Source organism: Amycolatopsis sp. NPDC102389 (assembly GCF_044765885.1).
Classification (GTDB): Bacteria; Actinomycetota; Actinomycetes; order Mycobacteriales; family Pseudonocardiaceae; genus Amycolatopsis.
In genome coordinates, this window is sequence record NZ_JBIWKX010000007.1 from 51,719 (window position 1) to 64,998 (window position 13,280).

The following is a 13,280-nucleotide window of genomic DNA, read 5'->3' on the forward strand; positions in this document are numbered from 1 at the left end:
CGTGGCCGGATATATTCACCGTCATGCTGACCCTGGCGGCCCTGGTCGACGACCCGGCACTCGAACTGCGGGTGGTCGTCCCCGGCCGCGACGGGGCGCTGACCGAGCAGGTGCTGTGGGTGCACAACACCGAGCTCCCCGATCCCGGGCCGTACGTGCGCGAGCACGAGGTCGTGCTGACCAACGGCCTGTGGCTGGACAGGGTGGATCCGGCGGACTTCGTCGCGCGAGTGGCCGGCGCCGGAGCGGCGGGGATCATCTTCGGCCTGCGCGTCGAGCGACAAGATACCCCGCCGGGGCTCGCCGACGCCTGCCGGGAAGCCGGGTTGCCGCTGCTGGAGATCTCGGTGGCGGTGCCGTTCACGGCGGTCACCCGCGCCGCGGCCGCGATCCAGGCCACGGACCGGCAGAACGCGCTGATGTCGTTGGTGCGCCGAGGGGACGAGCTGACCTCGGCGCTGTCGAGGGGCGCGGGCGCGTCCGGGGTGCTCGCGGTCCTCCGCCGGGAACACGAGCTCCCGCTGGCGGTCGTGGACAGGATGGGCCGCGAGCTGGCGTCCGACGGCGCCGAGCTGGACGCCGGGCAGACGCGTGCCGCAGCGGAGGCGCTGGCCGGTCATCCGCCGCCGCTGGAAGCGGATCTCGGCGCGGGGACGCGGGCGGCGTTGTTCCCGGTCGGCGCGATCGGCGACGCGGACGCGGCGTTGCTGTGCCTGCGTCCCGTGGCCGAGCTGACGCGCGAGGAGCGGGACGCGCTGGAGCAGACCGCCCGCTACCTCAGCCTCGAAGTGGCCCGGCACCAGGCGGTGCAGGCGATCGAGATGCGGTTCGCCGTCGAGCTGCTGGACATGGTGCTCTCCGGTGCACAGCGCGCCGCGGAAGTGCCCGGCAGGCTGCGGGCGTTCGGAGTCGATCCGGACGGGCCCCTGTCCGTGATCGCGCTGGCGTTCGCGGGGGAAGAAGCCGCGACGCGGGCGGGGATGGCGGAAGCCGTGACGGACTTCCTGCTGGCGGACGGGCTGCCCGCGGTCGTGGCGGCGGGCAGCCGGGACGTCGTCGCGGTCCTGCCGTTCCGTTCGGGAAGGCAGTCGCCCGCCGCCTTCGCGCCACGGCTGGCGGCGGCGGTGTCGCACCGGCTCTCCGGCGGGCGAGTGGTCGTCGGGCTCGCCGATCCCGTCTCCGGCGCGGCCGAACTGCGGGTGCCGCTGTCACGCAGCCGCGAAGCCTGCCGCGTGCTCCGGGGCAGGCGCGGCGGGCCGGTCGCGGCGAGTTTCGCCGAGCTGGGCAGCTATCGGCTGCTGCTGGAGTCGCACGACGAGCAGTGGCGGCACACCTTCGCCGACGCCCTGCTCGGCCCGCTGCGCGAGCACGACCGCGTCCGCGACGGCGACCTGGAGACGACCCTGCGGGCGTTCCTCGACCACGACGGCCAGTGGGCGGCCACCGCCGCGGCGCTGTACGTGCACGTCAACACCTTGCGCAACCGGCTGGCCAAGGTCACCGAGCTGACCGGCCGCGATGTCGGGCGGACCGCCGACCGGGTCGACCTGTTCCTGGCCTTGGAGGCGGCTCAGTCCGGATAGACCGCCGGGTCGATTTCGAGGCGCCGCAACGGTTCCGCGGGCAAGGCCGGATCGGCCAGCGCCGCGGCGGCCACGTCCCGGCACCGGGCGAACCGGACGTCGCCGAGGCCGAGCCCGAACTCGATGAGCGAACGCACGGCCTCCAGCCGACCCGGCCTGCCGGAAAGGAACGGGTGCAGGCACAGGTTGAACAGGCATCGATAGCGGCGCATCGCGTCCAGCTCGGCGCGCCACATCTCCAGCACCTGTACCGGCGAGGTGATCACCGAACCGATCTGCGGCGCGGGAAGGAACGCGTACTGCTCCCAGTCGTCGAGCGACCAGTGCACCGGCAGCTCGGCGATCCGGCCCGCCCCGGTCTCGATCAGGTACGGACGGTCGTCGGCCATCAAGGACGAGTCGTAGCTCAACCCGTGTTCGGCCACCAGCGCGGGAGTGTCCCAAGTGGACTCCCAGCCCGCCGCGCGATGCCCGCTGATCTCGATGCCCTGGCTCGCGAAGACCGCCATGCCCCGTTCGAAATCGGCCCGCTGTTCGGCGGCGGTCATCGTCGTCGGCGGCCGGTGGCTATAGGAGTGGTGGGCCACCTCGTGTCCCCGTTCCACGATGGCGGCGGCGAGGCCGGGCCGCTGTTGGGCGACCCAGCCCGGCACGAAGAACGTCGCGGGCACGGCCAGTTCGTCGAGCAGGTCGAGGATGCGCGGCACCCCGACCCGGGGCCCGTACGCCTGATGGGACATGGTCGACAGGTGTTCGGCGTAGCCCCGTCCTCGCGCGAGGATCGGGGACTCGGCGTCCACGTCGAAGGTCAGGGTCGCCACCGCGGCCGCGCCGCCGTGCCAGCTTGCTTCGGTCACGCCTGCCGACTCTCCCGCCAACGGCGCGCGTTCGCCACCGTGACGGTCGGGGAGACCATCGCCCGGTCGAACTCGGCCAGGGGTTCCGCCGCGGCGACGCGGGCGGGCAGGTCGGGGTTGGCCAGCGCGCCGTGCCCGAGCGACAGCAGGTCGGCGTGCCCGCCGGTGAGCACCTCGTGCGCCTGCGCGAGATCGTGCATCCCGCCGTTGGCGATCACCGGCAGGCCGGTGATCCGCCGGGCGAGCGCGGTGATCGTGCCGCCGTCGGCCAGCTTCGCCGTTTCGAGCCAGTTCCGGCCTTCGCTGGCGATGTGCAAATACTGCGCGCCCGCCTCGGCGACCGCGGCGAAGATCACCTCGGCGTCGTCGCGGCCGCCGGGCCAGCGATAGGTGAAGTCGTTGACCTTCGTCTGCGACAGCCGGACGCCGGTCATCAGCTCCGGCACGGCCTCGGCGACGGCGGTCACGACGCGGGCGGTCAGCCTGATCCGGTTCTTGACCGGTCCGCCGTAGGAGTCGGTGCGGTGGTTGGTGTAGTCGGTGAGGAACTGGTCGAGCAGGTAGCCGTTGGCCGCGTGCACCTCGACGCCGTCGAACCCGGCTTGACGGGCACGCACGGCCGCGGCGGCGAAACCGTCGATGACGTCGTCGATCTCGGCGATGGTCAGTTCGCGGGGGACCGGCCACGGCCCGGAACCGCCGTACGCGCGCATCATCTCCCCGCGCGGCTGGATGGCCGAAGGGCCGACGGTGTTCGGATGGCCCTGTGAGATCGCCCCGGCGTGCATGAGCTGGGCGATCATCCGGCCGCCCGCCGCGCGGACTCCGGCGGTGACCACCCGCCAGCCCGCGACGTGCTCGTCCCGCGCGAGGCCCGGCTGGTTGAGGTAGCCCTGGCTGGCCGCGGTGTCGGTGTAGGTGCCCTCGCTGAACACCAGGCCGAAGCCGCCGCGGGCGAATTCGGCGTAGTAGTCGGCCATCTCGCCGGTCGGGGTGCCGTCGGGCGCCGCGGAGACGCGGGACATGGGGGCGACGGCGTAGCGGTTGCGCAGCGCGAGGCCGCCGAGGGCGATCGGGGCGAGCGCGGGGTGTTCGACGGTGGTGGTCATGACCGGGTTCCTCCATTGTGGACGGTTTCGATGGCGAGTGGGGAGAGTCCGGCTTCGCTGATCCGGACGAGGTCCTGCGGGCACGCGGAGACCACGACGACGCAGTCCATCTCGGCCCGCAGGGTCACCGCGTCGCCGGGCCGCGAGATCGCGGTGAGCCAGTTCAGGCGTCCGCCTTCGCCGACCGGGACGCGCATGAAGACGTTGATCGGCTGTGGCGTCGGGCCGGTGAAGCCGAGGCCTTCGTCTGCCAGTGCCTCACGCAGGTTGGCGGCGCAGGAGCGGTGCCCCGGCGCCCCCAGCGCGGTGTACCGGGCCGGGTCGCACGCCGGGATGAGCATGTCGTGTTCGCCGGGCGAGGTGTCTCCGGCCAGCGTCAGGATCGGGCGGCGCAGGTCGGTCAGGAAGGACTCGCCGACGGCGGGGAACAGCCTGTCGACGCCGGCGCGGGTATGCGCCGCGCTGTGGTGCTCGGTCAGTTCGGTACCGCCGCCGTCCCGGAACGCGAACACGTCACCGACCTGGCCACCGTCGACGTCGATCACCCGGACCAGATCCCCTGCGGCCACGCGGACGGCCTTGGCGGTCCCTGGTGGCACTTCCGTTCTGCTCATGCCCCCAGCAAACCGGTGCGGACGGTCGGCTCGCCATGGAGAAACCTCCATTATCAAGCTTGCGGACTGGGCAAACCTCCAATCACGCAGGTCCCGGGTTGAGATAGTTTCGACTTTGACCATTTTCGCGAAGCCGGGTTAGTGTTCCGAGATGGAAGACGTGGATGCGGCCGGGCTGGACTTCTGGTCGTTCGTGGCGCTGGCGAACCGGCGGCTCGCGCACGAGTACGGCTTCCGTCACCAATTGGCGACCGAGGTCCTCCTGACCCTCAATCGTGCCTCCGACCTGGTGACTTACGACCTCGAAGCCGCCGTGCACCGGCCGCGCGGGCGGTCTTGGTCGGCGTTCCGCCTGCTGTTCGTGGTCTGGCTCGCCGGACCGCTCGAACCGACCAGTGCCGCCAGGCTGACCGGGATGAGCCGGGCCGCGGTGTCGAATCTGGTCAAGACGCTGGTCGCGGAGGGGCTGCTCGACCGAGTCCCGGACGAACGGGACGGCCGTTCGGTGCGGCTGTCGCTGACCGAGGCCGGGCAAGAGGAGATGGTCTCGGTCTTCCGCGAGCACAACGAGCGCGAATTCGGCTGGACGAACGCGTTGACCGAGACCGAACAGCGCATCCTCGTGATGCTGCTGGGCAAGCTGATCACCAGCCGCGCCGAGTTCGGCACCCGGAGCCGCAAGTAGGCCTTCCCGTCGCCAGGAGGACCGGACTACGCTGCCCGAGGGGTAGTAAAAGTGTGAACTAAATCGGCGAGGAGGAGACCATGGTGGACGGCGGACGGATTCCCGCGCTCTTCGCCGGGCTGTGCGACGACGCCGCGGTGTTCCCGCCGGGGCTGGCCCCGCTGCCGGACGCCGTCGCGGCGCACGACGAGCACGTCTCCGCCTGGTACGCCGGCCTGGTCGGGCCGCTCGTCATCGCCGCCACCGCGCTCGGCGACCTCGCCGAAGTGCTGGATGCCCGGGAGGTCCCGCTGCCGGTCTCGGTGACCCTGCCCGGCGGACCCGCGCAGCTCGACGGCGTGCTCGACGCCATCGCCAAGCTCCCGGTGAAACTCGACGCGCTCGAGATCACCGTCCCGGAGGGGATGGGCCCGGACGAACTGCTCGCCGCGCTTTCCCGCGCCACCGCGCCGGTCTTCGTCGAGATCCCGCGTGACGAGCGGCGTATCCCGCTGCTGACCGCCCTTTCCGGCACCGGTCATCACGCGAAGTTCCGCACTGGCGGCGTCCGGGCAGACCTGTATCCCGGTGAAGCGGAACTCGCCGCCGCGGTCCGTGCGGCCGTCGAAGCGGGTGTTCCGTTCAAGGCCACCGCGGGGTTGCACCACGCCCTTCGCAACACCGATCCGGAGACCGGCTTCGAACAGCACGGTTTCCTCAACCTGATGCTCGCGACCGACGCCGTCCTCACCGGCGGCGACGCCGAAGCCGTTCTCGCCGAACGAGACGGCGACGTCATCGCCGGGCGGCTTCGGGCGCTGGGCACGGATCGCGTCGCCGCCCTCCGCGCGGCTTTCACGTCGTTCGGCACCTGCAGCATCACCGACCCCCTGACCGAACTGGCCGGACTCGGCCTGCTCGAGGCGCCCCGAGGAGAGGCATGACCACGATCGACATCCCCGCAGGCTCGCTGTTCGGGGTCGACAACCTGCCGTACGGCGTGTTCTCCGTCGACGGTGATTCCCCGCGCGTCGGCGTGCGTGTCGGCGATTCCGTCGTCGACCTGGCCGCGGCGCTCGGCGACGACGTGTTCGCCGCGCCGACGCTGAACCCGTTCATGGCGCAGGGATACGACAGCTGGGTGGCGGTCCGCGAGCGGATCCGCGACCTGGTCGCCGGCGAGGTTCCCGACGGCGCGGTCCACGCGATCGAACGGGTGACCCTGCACCTGCCGATCGAGGTCGCGGACTACGTCGACTTCTACGCCTCGGAACACCACGCCTCGAACGTCGGCAGGCTGTTCCGCCCCGACGCGGAACCGTTGCTGCCCAACTGGAAGCACCTCCCGGTCGGCTACCACGGGCGGTCCGGCACGGTCCTGGTCTCCGGTACGGACATCGTGCGCCCGAGCGGTCAGCGCAAGGCCCCGGCCGACGCGTCGCCGGTGTTCGGGCCGAGCGCGCGGCTGGACATCGAGGCGGAGATGGGGTTCATCGTCGGCACCGGAACGCCGCTGAACACCCCGATCACGCCGGATGCCTTCCCCCGCCACGTTTTCGGCGCGGTCCTGCTCAACGACTGGTCGGCCCGCGACATCCAGGCGTGGGAATACGTCCCGCTGGGCCCGCACCTCGGCAAGAGCTTCGCGACCTCGATCTCCCCTTGGGTGGTGCCGATCCTGGCGCTGGAGGCCGCGCGGATCCCGCTGCCTGGCCAGACGGATCCGGAGCCGCTGCCGTACCTGCGGGAGAGCGACCCGTGGGGGCTCGACATCGATCTGGCCATCGAGTGGAACGGTGAGGAGGTCAGCCGCCCGCCGTTCCGCGAGATGTACTGGTCGCCCGCTCAGATGCTCGCGCACCTGACGGTCAACGGCGCGTCGTCGCGCACGGGTGATCTGTACGGCTCCGGCACGATCTCCGGACCGGAGAAGCGCCAACGCGGCGCGTTCCTCGAATTGTCCTGGGGCGGCAAGGAACCGCTCACGGTCAAGGGCGAGGAACGCACCTTCCTGCAGGACGGCGACGAGGTCGTGATCACCGGCACCGCGCCCGGCGCGAACGGCTCGCGGATCGGGTTCGGCGAGGTGCGGGGACGCGTTCTGCCGGCGAACACTCACTGACCCGGGATCCCGTTGGGCGGCGGCGCGTCGTTCGCCGCCGAGTCGTTCGCCTCGATGACGGCATCGCCCAGGCCGGTCACCAAAACCGGAGTCAGGTCCTTGCCGACACCTCCCTTGAGCTCGACCACGGACATCCCGGAGATGCCCAGGTGGTTGTCCCCCGAGTAGCGGAACGGCGCGAGACCCGGTCCCTCGAACGACTTCCCGGACTGCTGGAGCACCTCGACGATCCGTTCCCGCGTCAGGTCCTTTCCGGCCGCCTGCAACGCTTGGACGAACGTGTACGCCTGCGCCATGCCGTAGATCCGGTAGTTCGTCAGGTCGCCGCCCTTGCCGTGCGCCTTCCAGACGTTCTGCCACAGCTTCGTCCACGCGTTGTCCGGCGCGTCGACACCGGGCAGGTACTCGGTGGTGACCACGCCGTCGATGAGCGACGCGCCGTTGGTCACCTTGCCTTCGGAGAACCGCGCGAGCAGCGAACCGACGAGCGCGGGGTCGGAGCCGACGTTGCTGTAGAACCATTTCGGCTTGAAACCGATCTTCAGCGACGCCAGCTGCGAAAGCGCGGTGTACGACGGAACGGTGAAGCCCAGCACCAGATCCACGCCCGCGGCCTTGAGTTTCGCGATCTGTGGCGCGATGTCGGTGTTGCCCGGCGAGTACTTCGCGACCTCCACGATCTGCTGGCCGAGGTAGCGCCGCGTGCCTTTCTCGCCGTCGCGGCCGAAGTCGTCGTCCTGGAGGAACAGACCGACCTTGGCGTTCGGCAGGTTCTTGCGCACCCAGTCGCCGATGATCTTGCCTTCGATCTCGTAGTCCGGCTGCCAGCCGAAGGTGAACGGCGCCTTCTTCGGATCGTCGCCCCAGCGCAGCGAACCCGACGACACGAACAGGTCCGGCACCTTGGAGTTGTTCAGGAAGTCGACGACCGCGCTGTGCGTCGGCGTGCCGAGGCCGCCGACCATCGCGAAGATCTCTTCCTTGAGCACCAGTTCGTTGGTGACCGCGCTGGTGGTGGTCGGGTTGTAGCCGTCGTCCTTCACCACGAACTCGATCTTGCGGCCGTTGACTCCGCCGTTCGCGTTCACGTAGTCGTAGTAGGCCTGATGACCGCTCGGGATCTCGCTATAGCCCGGCGCGGCGACGCCGGTCAGCGGGAAATGCGCGCCGATCTTGATGGTCGTGTCGGTGACGCCGACCGTCGAGCCCTTCTGTTCGCCCTCGGGTCTGCCGCCCGCGCCGCAGGCGGCGGTGACCGTGACGGCCAGGAAGACGGCCACGGCCCTGGTCCAGCGTTTCATGAAGTTCTCCTCCGGTGGATGAGTTTCCGCAGCCCGCCGGCGAGACCGGCGGGAGCGAGCAGCACGATCAGGACGGTGACCAGGCCGTAGATCAACGGCGCCAGATGCGCGGCCTGCACGTCCGACAGGCCGAGATCCGTCCCCGCGCCGGTCACCAGCGGCGGCAGGAAGGTCAGCAGCGCGGCCCCGGCGAGCGCTCCGGTGAGGCTCCCGAGACCGCCGAGCACCACCGCGGACACCAGCAGCAGCGACAGCGTCAGCGCGAAACCGCTCGGCGCCGCCAGCCGCGCCGACAACGCCATGAACGCTCCGGCCAGCCCCGCGCAGCCCGCGCTGACCACGAACGCCCGCACCCGCGTGCGGCCGAGGTCGATCCCGGCCAGCTCCGCGGCCACGTCCTCGTCCCGTACCGCCCGCCAGTCGCGTCCGACGCGGCCGCGGGACAAATTCGCCAGCAGGACGAAGACGATGATCACCGCGAGCCACGAAAGGTAAGCGAGGTAACGGATCGACGTGAGGTCCTGGCCGGTGACGAAGTACGCGGCGTCCGCCAGCCAGGCGGGTATCTCCGGCATCCGTACGGGCAAGCCCTGCTCGCCGCCGAGCACTTCGCCGAAGAACAAAGGGATCCCGGGAACGGCGACGGCGAGCGCGAGCGTCGCCCCGGCGAGATATGGCCCGTGCAGCCTCGCCGCGGCGACTCCCACGAGCGCCCCGACGGCCAGCGTGATCAGCATCGCCAGGAGCAGGATCACCGGCAGCGGAAGGAAATCCGTCTTCAGCAGGAGCGCCGTCGAGTAGGCGCCGACGGCCATCAAGGCGCCATGCCCGAGGGAGAGCTGCCCGTTGAGTCCTGTCAGGACGGTCAGACCACCCGCCGCGATCGCGAAATACGCCATCGTGGTGAACTGTGCGGTGAGGAACGGCCCGGAATTCTCCAGGACGAGTACGACGACGACCAGCGCGGCGAGCGCGGCCGGCAGATGACGGCGCACCACGTCAGACCCTCCGTTCGCGGACGCTCGTGAACAGGCCGCCGGGTTTGAGCAGCAGTACCGCCATGAGCAGCGCCAGCGCGGCGAGGGGCACCAGTTCCGCGCCGATGTAGCCGCTGACCAAGCTCAGCGACAGGCCGAGGACGACGCCGCCGACGACCGCGCCGACCGGGCTGTCCAGCCCGCCGAGCACCGCGGCGACGAAGCCGTACACCACCACACCGTCCATATAGGACGGATGGACGAGCCCGCCGCCGGCGATCAGCAGACCCGACAGCGAACCGGCGAGCGCGGCCAGCGCCCAGCCGAGGGTGAGCATCCGCCCGACCCGCACACCGAGCAGGCGGGCGACGTCCCGGTCGAAGGCCGCGGCCCGCATCCGCAGGCCGAGATCGGTGCCGCGGAACAACACCACGAGCCCGATCAGCACCACGCCGACGGCGGCGACGGTGAACACGCCGAACCCGGTCAGCGCGATCGTCGTGCCGCCGACCTGGAAGCCGGTGAGCCCGAACGGCGCCGGGAACGACCGGTACCGCGAGCCGAACACCAGCGCCGCCAGCGCGTGCAGCACGATGAACAACCCGAGGGTCAGGATTACGGCGTTGATCTCGGGTTTCCCGGACACGAACCGGATCACGAACCGTTCCACCAGCGCGCCGAGCACCAGTCCCGAAAGCAGGGCGACGGCGAAACCCGCCCAGTACGACCAGCCCGCGTCGATCAGGACGAGCGCGACGTAGGTGGTGATCATCGCCATCGGCGCCTGCGCGAAGTTCACGATCCGCGTGGCCCGCCAGATGAGCACCAGGGCCAGCGCGAACGCGGCGTAGACCACGCCCAGCGTCAGGCCGGTGAGCGCGGTGGTCAGCAGTTGCTGCACAGGGCTCCCTTTCAGAATCCGAGGTAGGCGTGCCGGAGGGCGTCGTCCGCGACGAGCGCGGCCGCGTCCCGCCGGACGACGACCCGCCCGAGGTTGAGCACGACGCCGTGATCGGCGATGGACAGCGCGCTGCGCGCGTTCTGCTCGACCAGCACGACGGCCAGGCCTTCGTCGTGCACGAGACCGCGCAGCAGCCCGAAGATCCTCGCCACGATGCGGGGCGCGAGCCCCAGGGACGGTTCGTCGAGTAGGAGCACCTTCGGCCGGGAGAGCAGCGCGCGGCCGATGACCAGCATCTGCCGTTCCCCGCCGGAAAGGACGTGCGCGAGACCGTTCTTGCGGTCGGCGAGCACGGGGAAGAGGTCGTAGATCCGGCGGAGGTCGGCGGTCGTCGCCCGGCCGCGTGCCCCGAGCGCGCCGAGCCGCAGGTTCTCCTCGACGGTCAGTTCGGCCAGTACGCCGCGGCCTTCGGGAACATGTGCGAGACCCAGCGCCGGTAGGTCCTCTGTGGACACTCGGCGCAAATCCCTGCCCCCGAGCGAGACGTGGCCTCCTGTGGGCCGGACGAGCCCGGAGATGGTGCGCAACAACGTCGTCTTGCCCGCGCCGTTCGCGCCGAGCACCGCGGTGATCTCGCCTTCGGCGGCCGAAAGGCTCACGGAATCGAGTGCGCGCACCGGGCCGTAGCTCGCCGAAAGGTTCTCAACGGTCAGCACCGGCCACCTCCTCGCCGAGGTAGGCCGCCTGGACCGCCGGATCCGCGCGGATCTCGTCCGGGGTGCCGTGCGCGATGACCCTGCCGAAGTCCAGCACCACGATCTCGTCGCAGACCCCCATCACCAGATCCATATGGTGCTCGACGAGCAGCACCGACATGCGTTCGGTCAAGCCGCGGACCAGCTCGCCGACCTCGTCGATCTCGGCCGAGGACAGGCCGCCGGCCGGTTCGTCGAGCAACAGCAGGTCGGGCTCGCTCACCAGCGCTCGCGCCAAAGCGACCCTTTTCCTTATCGGGTAAGGAAGACTGGGAGGATACCGATGGGCGACGTCGGCGATGCCGAAGTCCTCCAGCTGCGTCATCGCTCGTTGCGTCAAGGCCTTCTCGTCCTTCGTCAGCCCCAGCAACGAGGACCAGAAGCCGGATTTCGCGTGCCTGCCCGCGCCCACGAGGACGTTCTCCAGCACGGTCATCCGGTCGAACAGGCCGAGCTCCTGCAGGCCGCGGGCGATGCCGAGGCCGGCGAGGTGATGCGGGCGCAGCCGCCGTAGTTCCGTGCCGCGCCAGGTCAGCCCGCCGGTGTCCGGGCGGACGAAACCGCACGCGACGTTGAAGAGCGTGGTCTTGCCCGCCCCGTTCGGGCCGATCACGCCGAGCACCCGGCCCGGGGCGACGGTCAGGGAGACGTCCGACAACGCGACGAGACCACCGAAGGTCACCGATACGCCGGACATCTCGAAGGTCGACAAGGTCACGCAAGAACTCCCAACGGCGGAAGGGGGCCCCGGCGCGGGTGCGCCGGGGCCGGTGACGCTCAGGCGTGCGGACACGTGTCCCGGTAGTCGCTGATCGTGCGGTCGTCCGGGGCGGGGCAGAGGAACTGCTCGTAGCGGGTGTCGTTGTCCACGAACCGTTTCAACCACGAGATCGTGTACTTGGCCATGGTCGTGTTCGCCGTGTTGGGGAAGAAGTGGCTCGCGTTGTCCAGTTCCATGTACGCCTTCTCCGCCGACGCGGGAATGCTGGTGTAGAACGGGATCGAGTGCGAGGCCACCGGCGCGACCGTGTCGGACTCACCGCCGATGATGAACGTCGGCACCTTCAGCGAGGACCACGACTTCTGCGTGTTCCACGGGGCGAGCGGCACCGCGGCCTGTAGCGACGGCCGGTCCTGCGCCGCTTCGAGCGAACCGCCGCCACCCATGGAGTGGCCGGCCACCGCGAGGCGGGTGGTGTCGATGCGGGACCGGACGGTGCTGCGCTGGGTCAGGTAATCGAGGGCGGCCAGCAGTTGGTCGCCGCGGCTGTCGGGCTGGTCGTAGATCGTGTTGGTGTCGATCGTGAACACGACGAATCCCTGCGACGCCAGCCGCGGGCCGATCCACGCGATGCTCGACTGGGTCGCGGTGAACCCGGGTGAGATGGCGACCGCGCCGAACGTGCCCTGCGCGGTGCTGGTGGGGTAGTAGATGGTTCCGCCGCCGAAGCCGGTGACGGCCAGGCTCGACACGGAGGTCTGCGACACCGCGAACGAACCGCGGGAGGCTTCGATGCTGCTTTCGGTCGGGTCGGGTCCTCGTTCGTAGGGGTTCTCGGCGGCGTAGGCCGTCGGAGCGACAGTGAGTGCCGCGACGGTGGCCAGTCCACAAAGGATCCGGGTCGTACTACGCATGGTGCCGTCTCCGTTCGCCGTTGAACACAGTCCGTGGTGATGGACTGTGACAAACGGGCGGAGGCGCCTGCATCGGTGAAATCGCCAGTCTTGCTCCGCGGTCGCCCTCGCCGGTCCGGGCGCCCGTACGATCGGCGATCGTGAATCCCTCAGCCGAGGACATAGTCCGCGTGGCGGCACGGTGGATCGATCGCGGCGTCCGCGTCGACACCTCCGCCTTCGCCCACGATCTGGGCATCTCGCGTAGCACCCTGTTCCGTCGCGTCGGAAACCGGGAAGACCTGCTCGGTGATGCCCTCTACTACCTGTCCGAGCGCACCCTGACGGCCGCCGCGCGCACCTGGGAGCGCGAAGAGGGCGACGTGGTGCGCAACGCGGCCGGCGAACTGCGCTGTCTTTCGATCATGCGCGAGTACCGGTCCGTGCTGGCGGCGAGCACGGGGTTCCGGCGTTTCCTCGACGACGAGCCGGTGCTGGCGATCAGGCTGCTCACCGACCCGGACGGACGTGTCCAGCCGAGGGTGATCGCCGCGCATGTCGAGCTCCTGCGCCGCGACGTCGAGGACGGTGGCTTCGTGCCCGCGGTCGGCCTGGACAGCCTCTGTTACGCCATCGTGCGGCTGGGGGAGGCCTTCCTGTACTCGGATGTCCTGGCCTCCCGGACCCCCGATCTCGAAGCGGCGTCGACGCTGCTCGGAGCGCTCGTGGAAGGACGGGTGCCGAGCAAAACCTTGTGAAACACTTGCGCCTGGTGTTTCATCG

At 70.2% G+C, this 13,280-nt stretch carries 14 protein-coding genes; 5 read left to right on the forward strand and 9 right to left on the reverse strand.

The annotated features are described in order from the left end of the window. Positions 1-23: 23 nt before the first annotated feature. Positions 24-1,583 carry a helix-turn-helix domain-containing protein gene (locus ACIRGA_RS08910; protein ID WP_400938351.1) on the forward strand — a complete coding sequence of 520 codons (1,560 nt, stop codon included), beginning with the start codon at positions 24-26 and terminating at the stop codon, positions 1,581-1,583. Here the strand turns inward: ACIRGA_RS08910 and ACIRGA_RS08915 are convergent. The 3 genes from ACIRGA_RS08915 to ACIRGA_RS08925 are packed head-to-tail and all read right to left on the reverse strand — an operon-like array spanning position 1,571 to position 4,163. Continuing rightward, on the reverse strand, positions 1,571-2,440 hold the full coding sequence (locus tag ACIRGA_RS08915) for a polysaccharide deacetylase (RefSeq protein WP_400938354.1): 870 nt from the start codon (positions 2,438-2,440) through the stop codon (positions 1,571-1,573). The genes ACIRGA_RS08910 and ACIRGA_RS08915 overlap by 13 nt on opposite strands. After that, a complete protein-coding gene (locus ACIRGA_RS08920; protein ID WP_400938357.1) occupies positions 2,437-3,549 on the reverse strand; it encodes a tRNA-dihydrouridine synthase in 1,113 nt (370 codons plus the stop codon). The genes ACIRGA_RS08915 and ACIRGA_RS08920 overlap by 4 nt, the downstream gene beginning before the upstream one ends. Then, positions 3,546-4,163 carry a DUF1989 domain-containing protein gene (locus ACIRGA_RS08925; RefSeq protein WP_400938360.1) on the reverse strand — a complete coding sequence of 206 codons (618 nt, stop codon included), beginning with the start codon at positions 4,161-4,163 and terminating at the stop codon, positions 3,546-3,548. Before ACIRGA_RS08925 ends, ACIRGA_RS08920 begins: the two co-directional genes overlap by 4 nt. A gap of 151 nt (positions 4,164-4,314) precedes the next feature. Here ACIRGA_RS08925 and ACIRGA_RS08930 point away from each other — a divergent pair, with 151 nt between their 5' ends. The 3 genes from ACIRGA_RS08930 to fahA all read left to right on the forward strand — a co-directional run bounded on the left by ACIRGA_RS08930 (position 4,315) and on the right by fahA (position 6,949). Then, a complete protein-coding gene (locus ACIRGA_RS08930; RefSeq protein WP_400938363.1) occupies positions 4,315-4,848 on the forward strand; it encodes a MarR family winged helix-turn-helix transcriptional regulator in 534 nt (177 codons plus the stop codon). 80 nt (positions 4,849-4,928) lie between these two features. Then, positions 4,929-5,771, forward strand: a complete 843-nt coding sequence (locus ACIRGA_RS08935; RefSeq protein WP_400938366.1) for a hypothetical protein — start codon at positions 4,929-4,931, stop codon at positions 5,769-5,771. Further along, positions 5,768-6,949: a fumarylacetoacetase gene (gene fahA, locus ACIRGA_RS08940; protein WP_400938368.1), complete on the forward strand. Its 1,182-nt coding sequence runs from the start codon at positions 5,768-5,770 to the stop codon at positions 6,947-6,949. The genes ACIRGA_RS08935 and fahA overlap by 4 nt, the downstream gene beginning before the upstream one ends. Here the strand turns inward: fahA and ACIRGA_RS08945 are convergent. From ACIRGA_RS08945 to ACIRGA_RS08970, 6 genes are all read right to left on the reverse strand, one after another. Continuing rightward, a complete protein-coding gene (locus ACIRGA_RS08945; protein WP_400938371.1) occupies positions 6,943-8,250 on the reverse strand; it encodes an ABC transporter substrate-binding protein in 1,308 nt (435 codons plus the stop codon). The genes fahA and ACIRGA_RS08945 overlap by 7 nt on opposite strands. After that, on the reverse strand, positions 8,247-9,248 hold the full coding sequence (locus tag ACIRGA_RS08950) for a branched-chain amino acid ABC transporter permease (protein WP_400938374.1): 1,002 nt from the start codon (positions 9,246-9,248) through the stop codon (positions 8,247-8,249). Before ACIRGA_RS08950 ends, ACIRGA_RS08945 begins: the two co-directional genes overlap by 4 nt. Before the next feature lies 1 nt (position 9,249). After that, entirely contained in the window at positions 9,250-10,128 is an 879-nt protein-coding gene (locus ACIRGA_RS08955) for a branched-chain amino acid ABC transporter permease (protein WP_400938377.1), read from the reverse strand. 11 nt (positions 10,129-10,139) lie between these two features. Continuing rightward, positions 10,140-10,844: an ABC transporter ATP-binding protein gene (locus tag ACIRGA_RS08960; RefSeq protein WP_400938379.1), complete on the reverse strand. Its 705-nt coding sequence runs from the start codon at positions 10,842-10,844 to the stop codon at positions 10,140-10,142. Continuing rightward, entirely contained in the window at positions 10,831-11,580 is a 750-nt protein-coding gene (locus tag ACIRGA_RS08965) for an ABC transporter ATP-binding protein (RefSeq protein WP_400938691.1), read from the reverse strand. The genes ACIRGA_RS08960 and ACIRGA_RS08965 overlap by 14 nt, the downstream gene beginning before the upstream one ends. 80 nt (positions 11,581-11,660) lie before the next feature. Further along, positions 11,661-12,518 carry a serine aminopeptidase domain-containing protein gene (locus ACIRGA_RS08970; RefSeq protein ID WP_350593000.1) on the reverse strand — a complete coding sequence of 286 codons (858 nt, stop codon included), beginning with the start codon at positions 12,516-12,518 and terminating at the stop codon, positions 11,661-11,663. Positions 12,519-12,658: 140 nt separating this feature from the next. On the opposite strand from ACIRGA_RS08970, the gene ACIRGA_RS08975 reads away from it, so the two are divergent. Beyond that, on the forward strand, positions 12,659-13,255 hold the full coding sequence (locus ACIRGA_RS08975) for a QsdR family transcriptional regulator (RefSeq protein WP_400938381.1): 597 nt from the start codon (positions 12,659-12,661) through the stop codon (positions 13,253-13,255). Positions 13,256-13,280 lie beyond the last annotated feature (25 nt).

Excerpts from the sequence above, each read along its gene's own strand:
- ACIRGA_RS08910 (WP_400938351.1), top strand. The coding sequence starts at position 24 with ATGCTGACCCTGGCGGCCCTGGTCGACGACCCGGCACTCGAACTGCGG.
- ACIRGA_RS08920 (WP_400938357.1), bottom strand. The coding sequence starts at position 3,549 with ATGACCACCACCGTCGAACACCCCGCGCTCGCCCCGATCGCCCTCGGC.
- ACIRGA_RS08925 (WP_400938360.1), bottom strand. The coding sequence starts at position 4,163 with ATGAGCAGAACGGAAGTGCCACCAGGGACCGCCAAGGCCGTCCGCGTG.
- ACIRGA_RS08930 (WP_400938363.1), top strand. The coding sequence starts at position 4,315 with ATGGAAGACGTGGATGCGGCCGGGCTGGACTTCTGGTCGTTCGTGGCG.
- ACIRGA_RS08935 (WP_400938366.1), top strand. The coding sequence starts at position 4,929 with ATGGTGGACGGCGGACGGATTCCCGCGCTCTTCGCCGGGCTGTGCGAC.
- fahA (WP_400938368.1), top strand. The coding sequence starts at position 5,768 with ATGACCACGATCGACATCCCCGCAGGCTCGCTGTTCGGGGTCGACAAC.
- ACIRGA_RS08945 (WP_400938371.1), bottom strand. The coding sequence starts at position 8,250 with ATGAAACGCTGGACCAGGGCCGTGGCCGTCTTCCTGGCCGTCACGGTC.
- ACIRGA_RS08965 (WP_400938691.1), bottom strand. The coding sequence starts at position 11,580 with ATGTCCGGCGTATCGGTGACCTTCGGTGGTCTCGTCGCGTTGTCGGAC.
- ACIRGA_RS08970 (WP_350593000.1), bottom strand. The coding sequence starts at position 12,518 with ATGCGTAGTACGACCCGGATCCTTTGTGGACTGGCCACCGTCGCGGCA.